This window comes from Altererythrobacter litoralis, assembly GCF_036324225.1.
Taxonomy (GTDB): Bacteria; Pseudomonadota; Alphaproteobacteria; order Sphingomonadales; family Sphingomonadaceae; genus Erythrobacter; species Erythrobacter litoralis_A.
Window position 1 is genome coordinate 28,707 of the sequence record NZ_JAZDQV010000007.1, and the last position, 17,881, is coordinate 46,587.

18 protein-coding genes are annotated in these 17,881 nt (G+C 57.7%); 11 read left to right on the forward strand and 7 right to left on the reverse strand.

Features of this window, described 5'->3' with window-relative positions; genetic code table 11:
• Positions 1-11: 11 nt before the first annotated feature.
• Entirely contained in the window at positions 12-380 is a 369-nt protein-coding gene (locus VRS74_RS08310) for a MarR family EPS-associated transcriptional regulator (RefSeq protein ID WP_354144789.1), read from the reverse strand.
• Positions 381-637: 257 nt separating this feature from the next.
• Here VRS74_RS08310 and nusG point away from each other — a divergent pair, with 257 nt between their 5' ends.
• The 11 genes from nusG (at position 638) to VRS74_RS08365 (ending at position 12,188) form a co-directional block, all read left to right on the forward strand.
• Positions 638-1,177 carry a transcription termination/antitermination protein NusG gene (gene nusG / locus VRS74_RS08315; RefSeq protein ID WP_354144790.1) on the forward strand — a complete coding sequence of 180 codons (540 nt, stop codon included), beginning with the start codon at positions 638-640 and terminating at the stop codon, positions 1,175-1,177.
• Positions 1,178-1,179: 2 nt separating this feature from the next.
• A complete protein-coding gene (locus VRS74_RS08320; protein WP_354144791.1) occupies positions 1,180-1,563 on the forward strand; it encodes a VanZ family protein in 384 nt (127 codons plus the stop codon).
• A gap of 11 nt (positions 1,564-1,574) precedes the next feature.
• The gene (locus tag VRS74_RS08325; protein ID WP_354144792.1) at positions 1,575-2,864 is read left to right on the forward strand and encodes a sugar transferase; all 1,290 of its coding nucleotides are present in this window, start codon (positions 1,575-1,577) and stop codon (positions 2,862-2,864) included.
• A gap of 442 nt (positions 2,865-3,306) precedes the next feature.
• Positions 3,307-3,522, forward strand: a complete 216-nt coding sequence (locus tag VRS74_RS08330) for a hypothetical protein (protein ID WP_354144793.1) — start codon at positions 3,307-3,309, stop codon at positions 3,520-3,522.
• 161 nt (positions 3,523-3,683) lie between these two features.
• Positions 3,684-5,081 (forward strand): O-antigen ligase family protein, encoded by a 1,398-nt coding sequence (locus VRS74_RS08335; RefSeq protein WP_354144924.1) that lies wholly within the window; start codon positions 3,684-3,686, stop codon positions 5,079-5,081.
• Between the two features lie 7 nt (positions 5,082-5,088).
• Positions 5,089-5,823 (forward strand): polysaccharide biosynthesis/export family protein, encoded by a 735-nt coding sequence (locus VRS74_RS08340; protein WP_354144794.1) that lies wholly within the window; start codon positions 5,089-5,091, stop codon positions 5,821-5,823.
• Between the two features lie 30 nt (positions 5,824-5,853).
• A complete protein-coding gene (locus tag VRS74_RS08345) occupies positions 5,854-8,085 on the forward strand; it encodes a GumC family protein (protein ID WP_354144795.1) in 2,232 nt (743 codons plus the stop codon).
• On the forward strand, positions 8,085-9,299 hold the full coding sequence (locus VRS74_RS08350; protein WP_354144796.1) for a hypothetical protein: 1,215 nt from the start codon (positions 8,085-8,087) through the stop codon (positions 9,297-9,299). The genes VRS74_RS08345 and VRS74_RS08350 overlap by 1 nt, the downstream gene beginning before the upstream one ends.
• Before the next feature lie 74 nt (positions 9,300-9,373).
• Positions 9,374-9,673 carry a hypothetical protein gene (locus VRS74_RS08355; RefSeq protein ID WP_354144797.1) on the forward strand — a complete coding sequence of 100 codons (300 nt, stop codon included), beginning with the start codon at positions 9,374-9,376 and terminating at the stop codon, positions 9,671-9,673.
• 248 nt (positions 9,674-9,921) lie between these two features.
• Complete coding sequence (locus VRS74_RS08360; protein ID WP_354144798.1) at positions 9,922-10,476, forward strand: hypothetical protein; 555 nt, start codon at positions 9,922-9,924, stop codon at positions 10,474-10,476.
• Between the two features lie 698 nt (positions 10,477-11,174).
• Entirely contained in the window at positions 11,175-12,188 is a 1,014-nt protein-coding gene (locus VRS74_RS08365; RefSeq protein WP_354144799.1) for a GDP-mannose 4,6-dehydratase, read from the forward strand.
• Positions 12,189-12,526: 338 nt separating this feature from the next.
• Here VRS74_RS08365 and VRS74_RS08370 read toward each other — a convergent pair whose 3' ends face one another.
• The 6 genes from VRS74_RS08370 to VRS74_RS08395 form a co-directional block, all read right to left on the reverse strand.
• On the reverse strand, positions 12,527-12,949 hold the full coding sequence (locus VRS74_RS08370) for a PilZ domain-containing protein (protein WP_354144800.1): 423 nt from the start codon (positions 12,947-12,949) through the stop codon (positions 12,527-12,529).
• 162 nt (positions 12,950-13,111) lie between these two features.
• Complete coding sequence (locus VRS74_RS08375; protein ID WP_354144801.1) at positions 13,112-14,626, reverse strand: EAL domain-containing protein; 1,515 nt, start codon at positions 14,624-14,626, stop codon at positions 13,112-13,114.
• Positions 14,627-14,774: 148 nt separating this feature from the next.
• Complete coding sequence (locus VRS74_RS08380; RefSeq protein ID WP_354144802.1) at positions 14,775-15,356, reverse strand: hypothetical protein; 582 nt, start codon at positions 15,354-15,356, stop codon at positions 14,775-14,777.
• 94 nt (positions 15,357-15,450) lie between these two features.
• Complete coding sequence (locus tag VRS74_RS08385) at positions 15,451-15,987, reverse strand: demethoxyubiquinone hydroxylase family protein (RefSeq protein WP_354144803.1); 537 nt, start codon at positions 15,985-15,987, stop codon at positions 15,451-15,453.
• 10 nt (positions 15,988-15,997) lie between these two features.
• A complete protein-coding gene (locus VRS74_RS08390; protein ID WP_354144804.1) occupies positions 15,998-16,486 on the reverse strand; it encodes a disulfide bond formation protein B in 489 nt (162 codons plus the stop codon).
• A gap of 18 nt (positions 16,487-16,504) precedes the next feature.
• Entirely contained in the window at positions 16,505-17,881 is a 1,377-nt protein-coding gene (locus tag VRS74_RS08395; protein ID WP_354144805.1) for a S41 family peptidase, read from the reverse strand.

The following is a 17,881-nucleotide window of genomic DNA, read 5'->3' on the forward strand; positions in this document are numbered from 1 at the left end:
GCTTTGGGGCGTCATCTGTTTCGAGTTGGCGTGCCCGAAAGGGCTTGGCCGGAGGCAGAGCCTTCTTGGCTCATTTCTTCTTCCAAGGCGTCGATTTCGCGGGCCAAGTCTTCATACTCTTGCATTTTGCGCTTTAAGAAGCGGTGCGTGAGGGCGGCCTTTTCCGCAACGCCCTTAGGCGTCAGTATGTATGCGTATCGGCGCTTGTCTTGGCTTGCGCTGAAGTTGCCGAATTTGACGAGGCCCGCCTCAAGCAAGGCGTTGAGGAGGTAGTGCACGCTGCCGGTGCTGATGCCGACGGCGTCTGCAAGTTCGCGCTGTGTCATTTGCGGATTGTCGGCAATGAGGCGCAAGACGCGCGTGCGCGTGTCTTCCTGCATCTGATGACGCGATCCTGTCACGAGGGCAGGCCTTTGTTGTTGTGCGCCAATGGATCAGGCGATCGTGTATTTGGCGCAGGCTGCCGCACGGGACGAGAAAGACCCTCGCCGCCGCCATTGTAAGTGACCATGTTGTGCAGATGCGATTGCATTGCTCAAATTTGAGCGATAGCGTCTTTAATTGTTGATGCAAGGGTTCTTTTCATAAATGAAATTTTTCTTGCGTGGGCGGCGTCTTTGCGGCTTAGGCGCAGGCTTTGTTTGGGGAAGTTGCTAAGACGATGATGGCGGGGACCGAAATGCTTGAGTGGTTTGCTGCGCAGGCGAAGCCCAATTCGTGGAAGATTGCTGCTCGCAATCTTTGCGTGCAGGGATTTGACGTCTTCATGCCGATGGAGAAATACACGTCTAGGAAAGGCTCGCGCCTTGTGGCGTCAATGCGTCCATACTTTGCGGGATACTTCTTTGTTGCAGTTGATGCTGCGTCCGCGCCATGGAGAGCCATCAAGTCGACGCATGGCGTGGCGAGGTTGGTGTCCTTTTGTGGAAAGCCTGCGCCGGTCGATGCGGGCCTGATAGGGGCCATAAAGTCGCGATGCGATGATGAGGGCGTGATGATGCCAGGCCTTGAATTGAAGGCGGGAGACGGCGTCAGAATTGAGGATGGGCCATTTGCTGGAATGATTGGCCGCCTTGATGCGTTGATACCAAATGAGAGGGCGTGGCTGCTGATAGACGTGATGGGAAAGGCGACGAGAGCGATGGTGCCAATTGCCGGCCTGAGGCGAGCCATTTAGGCGTGGCCGGCGCACGCATTATGCGGCTTGGGTCATGGCTTTGGCGGATGGCGCTGGCATGTGCCGTCATCCTTTGCGTCATTTTGGCGCTTTTGCCGCATCCTCCTCAGGTGCCAGGAAATCCGAGCGATACGCTCCTACACGCTGGCGCATTTGTAAGCCTTGCCCTTCTGTCGAGGGTGGCGTTTCCGAAATCTAGTGCCGCGCTGATTGTGCTGCTGCTTGCCGCCTTGGGCCTTGCCATTGAGTGCGCGCAGGCGATGCCTGGCGTGGGGCGTGATGCGAGCTTTAAGGATTGGGCAGTCGACATTGCTGCGTCTGCGATAGGCGTTTGTGTATTCGATGCGCTTTTGGGGCGAGCATTTTTGGGACGCGCAAGGTCATGAGTAGAGCGCCCATGAGGCTTGCGACAGTAAAGCGCGTGCAGAGGATGGGCGCGGCAGAGCAAGTCGCATTTTACATCACTGCAGGCGTCGTCATGCCGGCGGTGGCGTGGTCGACGCTCAAGTCCATAACAGCCGCAGACATGATTGCAGACGGTTGGGTCATTCAGTTGGCGGCGGCCAATGTCGCTGTGTGGTATGTCATCACGCAGCTGAGGGCGTATTCGAGGGCGCGCCTGCTGTCATACGTCTTGCCCGTCAACCTGGCGATGTTTGGAGGCGTATTAAGCGTCAATGCGATGCTGAGGACGGGCATGCCGTGGAGCCTCCTCCTGCCGTGCGCTGCGGCGACGATTGCAATCAGCTATCTCGTGACGGTCAGAATACGGCACGTTAATCCAAAAGTGCGGCATTTTGTCGTGCCGGCAGGCAATGTCGAGCGCATCCTCAAGCATTCGGGCTTCTTGCGGCTGGGATCGCCGCAGGAGCTCGACGACCTCATCGATCGCGAACTCATCAGCGGTTCAGTCGTTGCGGACTTGCACCATGACCAGACCGATGATTGGGCAAGGATGCTGGCAAAGGCGGCCATAAAAGGCATTCCAGTTTATCACTACCGCCTCATTGAGGAGGCGCTGACGGGCGAGGTCAGGATCAGCCACCTCAGAGAAAACGAACTGGGGTCGCTGATACCCAATTTGCCTTACCGGACAGCCAAAAGAGCAATCGACATTGCGGCAGTCTTGCTGCTTGCTCCCATCATCCTGCCGGTCGTGGGCGTCATAGCCATCATGATCAAGGTGGATGGGCGGGGGCCAATTTTGTTTTTCCAGAGGCGCCTCGGACACCGCGGCGAATTTTTTCAGATGGTCAAGTTTAGGACCATGAAAGAGAGAGGCGTCAGCGAGAGCGAGGATGCGCGCAGACATGACGCAGTCACGCGCGATGGTGACGACAGGATCACGCGCGTGGGGCGTTTTTTAAGAAAGACGCGTCTCGACGAGCTGCCGCAGGCGTGGAACATCCTCAGGGGCGAAATGAGCTGGATTGGTCCAAGGCCTGAGGCTGCGGAGCTTGCGCATTGGTATGACCAGGAAATTGCCTTCTACGCGTACCGGCACATTGTGAGGCCTGGCATTACGGGTTGGGCGCAGGTCAATCAGGGGCATGTGGCGGATGTGGAAGACGTGCGACAAAAACTTCGCCTCGACTTTTACTACGTCAAGAATTTGTCGCTGTGGCTTGACGTCCTCATCGCGCTCAAGACCCTGCGCGTCATTGTGCAGGGAATTGGCGCAAAGTGATTAGGGCGTGATGGAGGCGTGAGGGGCGAGGATTGATGCTGGGCAGCGTGAGGCTCCATGTTTTACGGCGCCTTAGTCTTCCTGGGCCAGCTTCCAGCGCCGCTTGCTTATGCGGATCATGGGCTTGCCGCATGATCGGCAGATGGATGTGTATGTGTCGCCAGACTTGCGGATGTGCGAGCTGCTGCGAAGGTGCCTGCCCCTTGGGCAGAGGGCGAGGAGGCCCCACATTTTTATCAGGAGTTTCATCATGTTATAATCAGAGCGTAGAAGGCTTGCTCACTCAGTCTGGAGACGGTTTGGCTTGGCAGGGCTTCTTAGGCAGAAAAGCCACACTCGTCCAGTTGCGTCACCTTATCACACTTTGGGGTTGCCTCGCCGGGCAGGCTTGGCTAGAACCGAATCAAATTTGCAATAAGATTTGAAATAAAAAGGAATGGACATGGTCAAGAAGGTTCTAGCAGCTGCAGCAGTGTTGTCGCTGGCGGCAATGCCGGCAGTGGCAGAAGTTTCGAAGGCGCGCGCTGTTGCCCCCGTTGAAGACGAAAGCGAAGTGGGCGGCGGATCGGGCCTGATCATTGCCCTCGTGGCTGCAGCCGTTGGCATCGCGGCCGTCGTTGCCGCGGGAGGCGGAGACAATGCTCCTGTAAGCCCGTAAGGGTTGTTGCAGGTTGCAGAAAAAAGCGGGGCCTTTTGGCCCCGTTTTACTTTCAAGGGCCCCTTCATCGCGCGCCTGGCCTTGCGCGGCGGAGTTGGGGGGGTCGAGCAGTCGGCAGAGCCGAATGCGTTTGAGGCCTTTCGTAGGCAAAATTGTTTGATGTGGCGGCGGGATTGATGGCGGTTTCGAGAAACAAGTCCCAATCCTTGCACACTTACTCGATTTTCAATCCGCGCGATTGGAGCAGGCAGCTCATTGTCCTTGCCGCCCTCATCGCGATCGTATTCGTGACGGGGGGCACGTCGCGATACGACACGCCGCACGTGATGCTTCTTCGACCCTTGGCCATTGCGGCGGCGGGATTTGCGCTGTTCAGCTTTAATGCAGATCATTGGCGGGCGTTTCGGCCTCCCATCATCATTTTGGGGTGCGCAATTCTGCTGACGGCCCTACACCTCGTGCCGCTGCCGCCTGATGTGTGGCGGTCGCTGCCGGGGCGCGAGATCATTGAGCAAGTTGATGGATTTGCGGGCCTTGAAGGGATTTGGCGTCCGTTGAGCATGTTTCCTGAAGGCACGCAGAATGCGCTTTACTCCTTAAGCGTGCCTGCGGCTGCCTTGCTCTTGGGCGTGCAGCTTGATGAAAGAGACCGCGTCAGGCTGCTGGCCTTAGTTACTGTCATGTGCATGGCGAGCGGGCTTGTGGGCGTTGCGCAGGCTGCTGGCGTGGATTTGCGATTTTACCGCGTGTCTTCTGAAAGTGCTGGCCTGTTTGCCAATCGCAATCATCAGGCTGCAATGCTGGCGGCGATGTTTCCGATGTTGGCTGCGATAGCGTTGTGTGCGCCTGCGTATACTCGCCAGGCACGGTCCGTCAGATTGGTGGTGGCTGCCGGCATGGCTGCGCTTGTTCCGCTCATTTTGGTGACGGGTTCGAGGATGGGCCTCGTTGTGGGAGCAGTATCCTTTGCGTGCCTCGCCTTCATGAGATTTTCTCGGAGGGAAGGCGGTGAGGGATTTGCGTTAAGGGGGCTGATGCAGGCGGCGGCGGGCGTCTTGATTGCTGCGGGCATGGCGGCTGCGACAGTCTTCCTAGCACGAGACGAGGCCGTCGACAGGATGGACGGCGTTGGAGAAGAGTTGAGGTGGCCCGTGTGGCAAAGCGTCATCGAATTCCTGCCGCAGTATATGCCTTGGGGGTCAGGCGTTGGCACGTTTGTGCCCGTGTACCAAATACACGAGCCGGCCGGCCTCCTCATGCCGAGTTACTTCAATCAGGCGCATAATGACTGGCTGGACATTGTCCTTACTGCAGGATTGCCTGGCGTGATCCTTGCCGGAGCGGCGTTGGTGATGTGGGCTGCTGCGGCGAGGTCGGCATTGTCTGAGTTGGGCGCGGCGGGGCATTTGAGGAGATGCGGCGTCATCGTCATTCTTGTTCTGGCATTTGCCAGCGCCAGCGACTATCCCCTGCGAACTCCGATAGGGTCTGCACTTTTAGCCGTTGCGGCGGTGTGGGCGTGGAGCCCATCATCGCGCAGGATGCAGAAGGAAGGCTGAAATCTTCATGAAAATGGACGTCTTGTTGAGGTCTACAGCGGCGGCAGCGACAGCCCTAGCATTGATGGGCTGCGCGTCGTCTTCGGGCACAATTGGCGGAGCGCCTGGCCTTGAAGTTGTGGAAGGCAATTCCTTGCCTGAGCCGACAGTGGCAGACTTGTCTGCCAATGAGAGGGCTTACAGGGTTGGGCCATTTGACGTCCTCAATGTCGACGTGTTTGGCAGTGAGGAGTTGTCGAAGAAGGAAATTCAGGTCGACGCCAGCGGGCGCATCACATTTCCTCTCATCGGCACTTTGGAGGTGGCGGGAAAGACGCCGGGGGAAGTGGGCGATTTGATGGCTGAACGCTTTCGGGGGCGCTTCATCAAGGACCCGCAAGTGACCGTCAATTTGAAGGAAATCTTCAGCCAGACGGTGACGATCAGCGGAGAAGTGAAGAGGGCGGGCGTGTACCCCATCGTTGGCAAGATGACGCTTATGACGGCCATTGCTTCGGCTGAGGGTTGGACGGAATTTTCAAAGAAGGGTGAAGTGGTGGTGCTGAGGACGGTTGAGGGGCAGGATTATGCTGCCCTTTACGACGTTCGAGCGATTGAGAAGGGTCAGTATAAGGATCCTGAAATCTTCGCCAGCGACGTCGTCATCGTCGGAAATTCGAATAGCAGGCGCATATTCCGCGACTTCCTGGCAGCAACGCCGCTTTTGGCGCCAATCATCATCCTCCTAGACAGAAACAGATAAGAGCTTCGCAACGATATGGCCTCGCGCGACATGAGTGAATTTGGCGGTGATGCATTTGAGCGCCAGCGGCAGCAGGATGCCTGGGGCGAGGATGAGGGATTTCACCTTCCCCCCATACTGATACAGTATTGGCACACTGTTGTGAGGTGGCGATGGCTGATGGCGGGCATCATTGCCGCATGCGTCATTTTGGGCGTGACAGTCACGCTGCTGATGGCGCCGCTTTATACGGCATCGACGCAGGTGCAGATAGACAGGCAGCAGAAGCAGATTACCAATGTTGAGGGCTTGGATGCAGAGCTGCCCGGGCAAGATATGGAATTTTACGCAACGCAGTATGAATTGCTGGAGGCGAGGCCGCTGGCAGAGCGCGTCGCGTCAGAACTCAATTTGTACGAAAATCCTGACTTTCTCGAGGCTCATGGAATTGATGCAGGCGTCCTTGAGCGCGAAGATGAGGGCAAGAGCGAGGCGCAGATTGATGAGGAAAACAGGCGCCTCGTCGTGGGTGTGCTGCTCGCAAATGTAGAAATTTCGCCGATCAGAATGTCGAAGCTCGTCAACATCAATTACACGAGCAGGGATGCTGATCTGTCTTCGCGCATCGCCAATCAGTGGGCTTCTGCATTTGTCGACCTCAGCATGGAGAGGCAGTTTGCTTCAACGGCTGACGCGCGCGACTTCCTAGAAGAGCGGCTTGCGACGCTTAAGGACAGGCTTGAGGAATCAGAAAAGCAAGTCGTGGTGTATGGCTCTGAGACGGGCATCGTCACGCTTGACCAAATACGCGACCCCAATGGGCGGGCCATTGCCAACCGCACGCTGACGGGGGCAAGCCTTGAGCAGCTGGCGCGCGAACTTAATGATGCGACGTCTCAGAGGATTGCTGCTCAGGCGCGTTCGGGCGTGGCGGGCGAGAATACGGCAGAGGCAGTGGGCAGCGGAACGCTGTCGAGCCTCAAGCAGCAGCGTGCGGCAGCTGCAGCGCAGCTTGCCAAATTGTCGGTGCAATTTGCTCCAGAATTTCCTGCAGTCATCGAGCTTGAGGGGCAAATTGACGCAATTGACGCAGCGATTGCAGCAGAAACGTCGCGCATTTCGAAGGCTCGTTCGCAGGAGTATAAGGAGGCGCTGTCGCGCGAGCGAGAGCTGCAGGGCAAGGTGGCAGAACTCAAGCGCGACCTCGACGCTCAGAACAGAGCCAACATTCAGTATGCCATTTTCCAGAGGGAGGCGGACACAAACCGCGAGCTGTATGACGCGCTGCTGCAGCGTTACAAGGAAATCGGCGTTGCTGGCACGGTTGGCGTCAACAACATAGCCATCGTCGAGCCGGCGATTGCGCCATCTTCACCGTCATCGCCCGTACTCCTCATCAATTTAGCGATTTCGCTGCTGTTGGGCGTGGGCCTTGCTGGCGCGGTGGCATTCGCCCTCGAGCAGATCGATGAGGGCGTGCGTGAGCCTGGGCAGGTGGAGGCGCTGCTCAAGCTGCCGCTGCTTGGGCTTACTCCGATGCTTGATGAAGACAGCGTGGCGGAGGAGATAGAAGACGTTAAGTCTAATTATTACGACGCATACTTCTCCATCAGGTCGAGCCTGGCATTTACGACGAGCCACGGCTTTCCCAAGTCGATTGCTGTTACAAGTACGCGCCCGGGCGAGGGCAAGTCTTCAAGCGCTATGGCTCTTGCGAGTGTCCTTGGGCGTACAGGCAAGCGCGTGCTGCTGGTCGACGCAGACCTCAGGTCGCCATCGATACACTCCTTCTTCGAGCGATCGAATGAGAAGGGCTTCAGCAATTATCTGGCGGGAGACGGGGACTGGTCTGCGCTGGTGCAGGAGACAGGCAGGCAAGGCGTTGCCATCATAGCTGCTGGTCCCATTCCGCCAAGCGCGGCAGAGCTGCTGAGCGGCGACAGGCTGGGCCAATTTGTGAGGGAGGGCCTTGAGCAATTTGATCACATCGTCATCGACAGTCCGCCTGTTTTGGGCATGACAGACGCGCCGCTCATCGCCAGCGCAGTTGAAGGCGTAGTATACGTCGTGCAGTCTGCTGGGGCAGCCGTGCGCGGCATCAGAGCGTCGATCAAGCGCATCAAGATGGTCAATGCCCACATCTTCGGCGTCATCCTGACGAAGGTCGGAAGCGGATCGAGCGGGTATGGCTACGGCTACGGCTACGGCTACGGCTACGGCTATGGCTACGGCTATGGCTACGGCAAGCGCTACGGCGAGGAGCATGAGGGGGCAAAGGGATAGTGGAGGCGAGGCGCCTCAATCCTGCCAAGGCCGCCACCATTGCGCTGCTGACAATTTTTGCGGCGTGGCAAGCGTATCAGTTCGCGTTTGTCGTTAATTTGAGGATGTCTGACCCTCAGGCTGCGCTTGATCGCAGCCCTGGCGATGCTTTGGCATTGTCCTCGTCTGTAAGCAGAAGGATTGAGGAGGCGGGCAAATACGCCGCGAGCAGGGAAGACGTGCGTGATGCGATGCTGTCCCTCACACGCAATCCCTTGAGCCGTTCGTCCCTCAGGATCATTGGAGCAAATGCAGACATGGAGGGCGACGGCAGTCGCGCCCTTGAGGCCATGGCTTTGTCCGACCGCGTGTCGAGGCGCGACACGATGGCGCAGGTGTGGCTCCTCGAAAGGGCTGCTGCCAGAAACGACGCAGGCGACATCATGCGCCATTATGATGCCGCCGTGTCTGTCACGCCTCAACTTGGGCCGCTGCTGCACCCCATACTTGTGGGCGAAATGGGCGATGTCAGGCTGCGCAATGCAATAACGCCATACGCGCAGCGCGAGGCGAGGTGGATGCCGGGATTTCTGGATCGCGCGTCGCGTGATGCTGACATCGATGACCTGATCAGCGTTGTTGAGCCTGCCGGAAGGTCGGTGTCAGGCGAAAAATTTGAGGCGAGTGTGGCGAGGTCCATATTCCGCGTTGCGGAGGCGGGTGAGTGGGACAGGGCCATGTCTGTGGCTGAGGCAGTTTGGAGCAATTTTGATGCGGCCGAATTTGCCGAGGCGGCATTCAATGATGCGACGGCTGACAAGAGGCTGAGAGGCCTTGCCTGGTACGTCGCAGATGGAGACGGAATTGAGGGCCGCATTGGTCAAGGCGGCGGAGTGGAGGTGTTGCTGCGTCCTCTGTCTCGCGGCCAGATCGCCAGGCGAACATTTCCGGTCATTGGCGGCAAGGCGTATGAATTGCTGCAGAGGGTCTCCTTCGACGGCGAGGGTGGTGCACGCATCGCATGGCGGGGAGAATGCGTGAGGGCAGACAATTCACGCGCAATTCGAGTTTGGGATCAAACCATTCCCGCCTCTGGCAAGGCTGCGACGTATAGGTCTTCCATCACATTGCCTTCGGAGTGCACAATGCTGTCCCTCACGCTTGATGGAAGTGGGCCAGACGGCCAGCAGTCGGCACAGGTCTCGATTTCCGAATTTGCATTCAGCGCCAAATGACCCTATCCATTTAGCTGGCATTTTTAGAATACATTAGTTTGCCCTGCCTGGAGGAAAGTGTGTAGCGTGATGGCATGCTGAAACTCATCAACTTGCTCGTAAGTTTGCGCCGCCTTCCTCCCCTGTCTGAATTGACGGGAGAGCAGGAGCGGCTTCTGTTCGAACTTAAGATGCTTTACGACCGCAAGGGATCGCTGACCGTGGCAGACGTATACGACCTTGCAAAAGGCAAGTCTGCGGCAACGTCGTATCGTAATTTAGTGGCCCTTAAGGAAAAGGGCCTGCTTGACGTTCAAGTCGACAATGATGACAGGCGTAAGCGCCGCGTGAACTTTACCTCCACAGCGCATGACCTCTTCTCAGCGATCGGCTGAAATTCGCATCAAGGCGTTGCGGAAATAGCCCGACCCGCAATCTTCTCCATGAAACTACGCGTATGACAATATGCTCCTTGAATGACTTCAGGCGAGGGCATCGAGCCTTGGCGAAGACAAAGTGGCCCGCAAATTCTCGTTGCTGAAACAAATTTAGCGAAAGCGGCCTTTCGATGATCGAAAATTGCTTGTCGGCGTCGGGAATTAATGTCAAAGATTTTAACGTTACCATTCAGAGGGGCTAGCTTGTGGCCATCGACCAGCGCCGCGCATTAGAGGCAACTGCCACATCGATCGCGCTCGCTCTGTTATACGTCGCCGTTTATAGATTTTTTCAGGGGCTTGGGGTCTATCAAGGCCTGATAGCCTTTAATCCTTGGCTATTTTATCCGCCTGCATTCATCAAATTGTTTGCATTCCTTTTGGTGGGCTATTGGGCCCTGCCATGGATAATTGCCGCCGCGTTTGTATGCATCGACTTTGGCGTTGATCCCAGTGCCAGGATTGTCCTCGCAGTCCTCAGCATAAGTGCGGCATTCGCAGGAGCAGACGCAGCGTCGAGGGCCTTGAAAATTAACCCCAGCCTGGAAGGTGTCAGCGCGAAGGACCTCCTCATCTTGTCCGTTGCCTGCTCCTCGGCAAATGCGGCGGCAATGAGAGTTGGCCTTGAAATTGTGGCTTTCGAAAAGGCCCTCATGCCAGACTACCTGTCCATCGTAGTCGGCGACGCTCTTGGCATTTGGTGCATGATCTACGCCATAAAGATGGCCCTTCATGCCATAGCGCCAACCCGCAGAGCGTGATTTTATTGCATTTACGAAAAACCTATCCTTTCGTTTTTGAAATATCTTGCTAAGGCTTGAGCTCGTAAAAGCGAAGCTAAGTGAGGTAGCCATGCGGACGGATGGAAAATTTGTGACTGGGCTTGTCCTTTACTTGCTGGCTTTCGCAATCGGGCTGGGCTTGGCAAGCGCGTAAGGGCTGGTAGATGCTACGTCTGATTTTGTGTTTTGCGCGATGCAGCAGGGGGCTGCACTCGCCAGACAAAAGGCGCGTTAAACATGACGGCAATGGCTGGGTTGGCACATGCGCAAACTGCGGCAGGCGCGTGAGGAAGGACCCCAGGCGATCCAAGTGGGTAATTGATCAGTGATTTGTGGCCGTGTTGGGATGCCTTCCTTGTAAGAGTTTTTTGGAAGGAGCGAGAGACGGCAGACTACTCACCCTCACCAAAGGTGCGTTGCTGGCGCGCTCCATTGGCAATAAATTCAATGCTCAAGTCCGTCCGATGCTTTCATAATTGAAGCCTTTAGAAAAGATGTCGACGGGACTGTAGACGTTCCTGAAGTCGGACAGTGGCGTTGCCTTTGCAAGCTTCATTAGCCGTCCGAGGCCGAGTGCGCGAAAGGCGTACCATTCAATAACTGTCGCCACCGAAAACTATCGGGCCCTTGCCCGCCTACCCCTCGCCAAGCGTGAGCGAGAACGCTAACGCTTCCCAATGCGAACAGTCCTCGTCACCGGATCGGCTGGCTTCATCGGCTTCCACCTCTCGAAACTGCTACTCGGCGAGGGCTTTGCGGTGGTCGGCTATGACGGGATGACCGACTATTACGACGTGCGCCTGAAACGGCGGCGGCACCAGATGCTGATGCAGCACCAGCACTTCCGCGCCGAAATCGGCATGCTGGAGGATTTCGAACGACTGCGGAAACTGGCGCTCGACACTTGCCCCGACATCATAGTCCACCTCGCGGCGCAGGCGGGCGTGCGATACAGCCTCGAAAACCCGCGCGCCTATGTCGATGCGAACCTGGTCGGCAGCTTCAATGTGCTGGAGGTGGCGCGCGAACTGGAGGTCGAGCACCTGCTGATTGCTTCGACCAGCTCAGTCTATGGCGCCAACAGCACGATGCCCTTCACTGAACTCGACAAATGCGACACCCCCTTATCCCTCTACGCTGCGAGCAAGAAGGCAAATGAAGCGATGGCGCACAGCTATGCGCATTTGTGGGGATTGCCGACCACCATGTTTCGCTTCTTTACCGTCTACGGGCCGTGGGGTCGACCCGACATGGCTCCCTTCAAATTTACCAAAGGGGTACTCGAGGGTTCGCCAATCGACTTATACAACAATGGTGACATGTATCGGGATTTTACTTTTATAACCGATCTGGTTCATGGAATTCGTTTGCTGCTCGACGCACGCCCTCCCCCGCCGAAAGGACGGGGCGAGCTCTTACCGCATGACAGTATTTCGCCAGCGGCACCCTATCGCGTGGTCAATATCGGCAATGGCGAGAAGGTGCGCCTGCTCGATTTCATCACGGCAATCGAGCGCGCCTGCGGGCGCGATGCGGTGAAGAATTTCAAGCCGATGCAGGAGGGCGATGTGCCAGCGACCTGGGCTGACAATGGATTGCTGCGCGACTTGACCGGCTATAAGCCCGAAACTGGCATAGAAGAGGGGATCGAGCACTTCGTCGCATGGTATCGCGCCTATTACGAAATTTAGGCACCCACTCTCCTAGGGTGGGCGTTTAAATATTGAAGCTTGAGCGAGCAGCGCATTTCAAGGTGAGCCGGTCCTGGCACCGTCCTGCCGACTTCATGATGAAAAAGCGTCTACTGACCAAGCTCGGGAAACGGGGTCGGATCGATTAAATAGAAGCTGGCCATATCATCCTGAACCCAGCGAACGACGGCTGTACGGGGCTGAAGGCCTGCAATGAACATGGTGCAGTTAGCCGAGGCCCTTAACCCTCTTTGGGAAATTTCTCAGACTTCAAACACCTTCGCCGTATCGCGCACGATAAAATTGGCGCTTTCCCGGATCACAAGTCGAGGCGGACGTTAGCGACCCTTGTCTTCGACATTTTGACTGATCCGGAATAGGAGACTGGACACGTCGACTTCCTCTGAAAACTCGATGCCAGTCCGGTCATCGCGCTGCCAAACGACTTTCCCCTCGACCTGGCCGGTCTCGCTGAAGCGTACCGTTGCTGGCTCGCCGCGAAGCAATGGCGCGTGAGTGGCGGCCATCAGCCCTGATGGAGAGATGTTCCTAATCAAGCAAAACGATCGAAACTTGGAAGTTTCAATCGAGCCTGGCCGGAAAAGTGTGACCGTGCGCGCAGATCCGCGACGATCGAGCGGCTGCACGCCTTCGCCCTCAGGCGCCTCATCCCTGATCTGGCTCCCCACCTCTTGACACCCTCTTGGCCTGGCTCCTCGCGTCCGCTTTAAGCCGATGAAAATTGAGCTTTTTCCTGCCATGGGGCATTTGTGATAGATTGGATAGCGCCTTGACGCTTCGAATAAACCCTAGCGGCTAGAGGGCGCCAAATTGAGAAGGGCGAGCTCCGGACATACAGTGGGGAAGTAGTCAAAGTGCTCTAAATGCGCATGGCTGACCGCCAAGAAGCATGGCGCTGACGATCATGCAGCAGCCAAGGCTCTTTTTGTTTGCGCGGCAAACACGCCCAGAGGGTGGGGCCGACCAAGGCGATATCCCTGCAGGAAATCGCACCCGGACTGGTGAGCAATGTCCTCTTCCTCCGCGGTTGAAATCCCATTGCACGTCACTGACATCCCCAAACTATGCGCGAGGTTTGTCTTTGCTCTCATAACCGAGATATTTCCCGATTCTTGAGCGAACCTGAGCACAGATGGATCGAGCTTTACTCCAGATACGCCAAGGCTTGCCAAGCGAGTGAGCGAAGCGTTGCTCGACCCGAAATCATCGACGGCTACAAGAAAGCCCTGTTCAACCAAACCATGCAACGGGAGTTTGATCTTGTCCCAGTAGTCTACGAGATCTCTCTCGGAGAATTCCAATTGAACGCGCGCTGCACCAATTGAACTGGCGTGGATCATCTCGCTCAATTCTTTCATGAAATTAGCATCAAAGAGCTGCACAACTTCGAGATTTAGGCATAGCCTGATGCGATCAAGACGCCCGACTTGATCACAGGCAATCTGAGCAACGAAAAGACTGATGTGATTTAGCAGGCGGCTTTTCTTGGCAATTTGAATTGCCTCGCAGGCCGGAACCTCGCCAAATTCCCTATCGCACCAACGGAACAGTCCCTCGAGCGACACCAACTCCATCTCTCGGTTGAAGATGGGCTGAAATTTTGTCGATATGTCGACTTTGTTCTCGAGAGATTCTCTCAGGCGTACAGTAAGTTCAGTGCTCCTGCTCAACTCTCGTTCCATGCGATCATCGAATACAGCAACTCCATTGCCTTCTGACTTGGCTTCGTACATCGCAAGATCGGATCGTCGCATGACCTCCGAAAGAGAGCCCCCCGCCTTGATCTCAGCGGCCCCAACGCTGCAGCCCACTGCAGCATGAAGGCCTGCCACGAAGTAGTCCCTTGTCAATTCCTCACGAATTTTCTCGCATGCCTGCTTTGCCTCCCCAAGGCCGTAGCCATGGAAGATGATCGCAAATTCATCGCCACCAAGCCTATAGGCCCAGCTATTTTGTGGCAGCGCGCAACGCAGGCGCGAAGCCACTTCGATTAACAAGTGGTCGCCTATTCCATGCCCCAGCATGTCATTGACGTTTTTGAACTCATCCAGGTCAAGGATTGCCAGGCAACCCGGTTCCGCCGAAGAGGTGGTTTCCGTAATACTTGCGAGATCCTCGTAAAGGGCCTTGCGATTTGCCAGTTCGGTCAAGCCGTCAAGCCGGGCCTCCCGTCGAGCGAAGCGTTCACGATCTGCAAGTTGCGCGTAGAATTTTTTTAGATCGGCATGTAGCAAGCTGAGAACAAAGATTGTCGCGCAGCTCGAGCTGCACATCATTAGGGAGAGCTGCTTCCAGTCGTCTGCAGGCAAGCCATCGGCTGAAGACGTAACGGCTACAACCGCTAGGCCGGTCAGCGCCACCATGGCGGTGCCAGCCGCGACCAGAATAGACGCCAAAGAGTGCTTACCTAAATCCATGGCGGCTTAGATAATCGGGTTTGGTAAATCCAACGTCTCTTCGCTTGGTAAACGCGACGTTTACCAAGCGGGCCCGAAAATCAGTCGAGACCCAACACAGCCGCGCGGCATTCGCATCAAATCCAGCAAAACAAGCTGGCTCGAAGGCCTACTGGCCTTCGGGTTCGCTTTGTTCAGGCGGCATCGGCAATGCCTCTTCACCGGGCAGTGCCTGTTCCCGCTCACGCTCAAGCCGCTCCATATACTCGCGCTCGATCTGCTCGACCCGCGCCTGCTGTGCAGCGGCATCGGCATCGATATTCGAAAGGCGCTCGGCCCGCGCCGCTTCAATCAGCTGACCGAAGCGAACGTTCTGCCCTTCGCGCTTGTCGGCATAGGCGGCGTTGATCATCTGCTGGGTGCAGCCAGTCCAGCCGCCGGCCCCCGCCGGTTCGCAGGACAGGGCGCCGAAGGACCCAACCATCTCGTAACGCTCGACCCGCTCGGTCCATGCAACGTTCTGCGTGCTGTCGCTGAAGCGCAGGTTTTCCGGGATACGATAGCGCTCACCCTCTTCCTTCCGCGCGCAAACGGTGATTTCGCCATCAGCCGGGGTCGGACAGTCGTCATCTCCATAGACGATCACCATGTTGACCTTGTCGCCCGCGTCATCCTGCGCAGCGACAGGCGCCCCCAGCGCAAACAAGGGAGCGGCGGCGAAAAGCGAAGCGGCGATAGTGCGGCGGAGCATGGTGATACCTCGAACAAGTAGCTTTTGAAGCGCAGTTACAGCGCCTTTCGGTTGAATAGCATATGAAGCGGACCAAGGCGCGCCTTGATCACGCTCAAATTCGCTCGGCCAGTCTGATCGCGGCACGGCAGCCCAGCCGGATCGCGCCCGACAGCAGTGGATAGGCTGGCGCGCGCTCAGCTCCTGCAGCCAGCGCGGCATCGCGATGGGAGCGCTCGTCTTCGCGGAATTCATGGATCATTTCCGCCAGCTCGGGGTTGCTGTCATCCTCTGCGAGCCGGTCAAGCTGCTGCGAATAGTGCCGGTCGATCTCTTCTTCGACCGCCGCCGTGCAGGCCATCGCCGCTTCGGGGCCGATCAACGCAGTCGCGGCGCCCAGCGCATATCCGGCGACCGACCAGAAGGGCTGCAACGCGGTGGGCCGAACCCCGCGCTCGGCCATCAGCGCATCGAACCGGGCGCGATGGCCGGCCTCTTGCTCGGCCATGTGGAGGATTTCCTGCGCGTGCGGGCCGCGATTGCCCAGCACCGCCAACTGCCCCGCATAAATGCGGGTGGCGCCATATTCGCCAGCCTGGTCGACGCGGATCATCCGGTGGAGTTCATCACGCGAAATGCTGCCAGTACTCATGTTTCCAGCCTCAGGTCGTTTTCGCGCCGCGGCGCAGCAACACACAGATCGCGATGCCAGCTCCGCAGGAGATCAGGAAATTCCACCCCGCCAGCGAAATGCCGAACAGGTCCCACGGCGCGGAATCGCAGCGAATCAACGGCGCATTCATGATCGCAGCCAGCGGATCGCCGCTGACCTCAACGGTTGTGGAACAGGCGGTGAGCCCCTCCCACCAACCATATTCGACCCCGGCATGAAATCCGCCGATCATTCCCGAAACAAAGATGGAAAGACCGGCCAGTGCGACCCAAAGGTTGCGCGGCGGCGCCACAAACGACAGGCCCGCCAGCCCCAGTGCCCCGAAATGCGGATAACGCTGCCACCAGCACATCTCGCAAGGGTACAGGCCAAAGCCGTATTGCGCGAGATAGGCACCGCCCAGCAACAGCGCCGGCACACCCAACGCCAATTTTTGTGCCATGAGATCTGCTGGGCGTCTGCCCGATAGTGTATTCATAGTCCCCGGCTAGCCGATTCAGCGGCGCAGCGCCACTGTTGCGCGCGTGGTGCGCCGCAACGTCTCAAGCGCATAATGCAGCTGGAAGTCGCTGACGCCCTGATCCTTGAGCTGGGCCGCGGTCAACTGGAAGCGCGGATCGATCTGCTTGTCCGCTTCGAGCGCATCGTCCTTGAGGCCCAACTCGTTGACCAGGTGGCCGCGCAAGTCGCTTTCGCGCATCACATACTTGTTGCGCTTCTCCAGGTCCGGATCGGACAGCTGCGGAACTTCGATGTCGGGTTTGATCCCGCCTTCCTGTACCGAATGCCCAGCGGGGGTGTAGTAGCGTGCAGTGGTAAGCTTGAGCGCGGCATCGCGGCCCAGTGGAAGCAGCGATTGCACGCTGCCCTTGCCAAAGCTGCGATCGCCCATCACCAGCGCGCGGCGGTGATCCTGCAGCGCGCCCGCAACGATTTCAGAAGCCGAAGCAGAGCCCGCATCAATCAGCACGATCAGCGGCACGCTCTCGGCGATCTGGCCCATGAACTTCTGCCCTTCCTGGCGCGTCATGTGGCGATAGTTGGTCCAGTCGTCCGCATCGTAATGGATGTTCTCGCCGCGCGCACGGCCGCGCTGGCTGACAATGCGGCCTTGGCTCAGGAACAGATCGCTCAGCGCCACTGCCTCGTCGAGCGATCCGCCCGGGTTCGAGCGCAGGTCGAGCACCAGCCCGCTGACACGACCGGCCGCTTCGCGCTGCAATGCCTGCCATGCTGTGAATACGTCGCGCCCGACATTGGTCGAGAATTCGTTGACAGTGATGACCCCGACCTTGCCCGCTTCGAGCTTGTAAGTGACCGGCTCGAGCTCGATCACGCCACGCGTTACGGAAAGCTCGAGCGGCTCGTCGCGGCCGGGGCGATAGATCGTCAGCTTGATCGACGTGCCTTCCGGACCCCGCATGCGCGCCACCGCTTCATCGAGATCGCCGCCATAGATCAGCTCGCCATCGAGATGGGTTATGAAATCACCCGCCTTGACGCCTGCCTGTTCAGCCGGGCTCCCGCGGAAGGGGGAAACGACCTTAACTGCACCGTCATCCATCACGACCGACAGGCCGAGGCCCGAATAATTGCCGTCGATCAGTGTTTCGAGGCGTTGCAGCGCGCTACCATCAACATAGGAGGAATGCGGGTCCAGCTCTGCCAGCATCCCGTTGATCGCGCCGCGGATCAGCACTTCGTCCTCGACCGGCTCAACGTAATTGGCCTTCACCTGCTGGTAAGCGGCGAAGAACTTCGCAAATTGCGGACCAATGCGCCCGTCTACTTGCGCCATGCCGGCAGTGGTGACCGGAATGAGCGCGACGGCGGTGACGAGGGCGGCGCTGCGCAGCAAGTCGGCGATTCGCAT

Bases quoted from the DNA above. Each gene is read 5' to 3' on its own strand.
- VRS74_RS08385 (WP_354144803.1), bottom strand. From the start codon at position 15,987: ATGAGTACTGGCAGCATTTCGCGTGATGAACTCCACCGGATGATCCGC.
- VRS74_RS08310 (WP_354144789.1), bottom strand. From the start codon at position 380: ATGCAGGAAGACACGCGCACGCGCGTCTTGCGCCTCATTGCCGACAAT.
- VRS74_RS08325 (WP_354144792.1), top strand. From the start codon at position 1,575: ATGAGGCTTGCGACAGTAAAGCGCGTGCAGAGGATGGGCGCGGCAGAG.
- VRS74_RS08365 (WP_354144799.1), top strand. From the start codon at position 11,175: ATGCGAACAGTCCTCGTCACCGGATCGGCTGGCTTCATCGGCTTCCAC.
- VRS74_RS08380 (WP_354144802.1), bottom strand. From the start codon at position 15,356: ATGCTCCGCCGCACTATCGCCGCTTCGCTTTTCGCCGCCGCTCCCTTG.
- VRS74_RS08330 (WP_354144793.1), top strand. From the start codon at position 3,307: ATGGTCAAGAAGGTTCTAGCAGCTGCAGCAGTGTTGTCGCTGGCGGCA.
- VRS74_RS08340 (WP_354144794.1), top strand. From the start codon at position 5,089: ATGAAAATGGACGTCTTGTTGAGGTCTACAGCGGCGGCAGCGACAGCC.
- VRS74_RS08390 (WP_354144804.1), bottom strand. From the start codon at position 16,486: ATGAATACACTATCGGGCAGACGCCCAGCAGATCTCATGGCACAAAAA.
- VRS74_RS08345 (WP_354144795.1), top strand. From the start codon at position 5,854: ATGAGTGAATTTGGCGGTGATGCATTTGAGCGCCAGCGGCAGCAGGAT.
- VRS74_RS08395 (WP_354144805.1), bottom strand. From the start codon at position 17,881: ATGCGAATCGCCGACTTGCTGCGCAGCGCCGCCCTCGTCACCGCCGTC.
- VRS74_RS08355 (WP_354144797.1), top strand. From the start codon at position 9,374: ATGCTGAAACTCATCAACTTGCTCGTAAGTTTGCGCCGCCTTCCTCCC.
- VRS74_RS08375 (WP_354144801.1), bottom strand. From the start codon at position 14,626: ATGGATTTAGGTAAGCACTCTTTGGCGTCTATTCTGGTCGCGGCTGGC.
- VRS74_RS08370 (WP_354144800.1), bottom strand. From the start codon at position 12,949: ATGGCAGGAAAAAGCTCAATTTTCATCGGCTTAAAGCGGACGCGAGGA.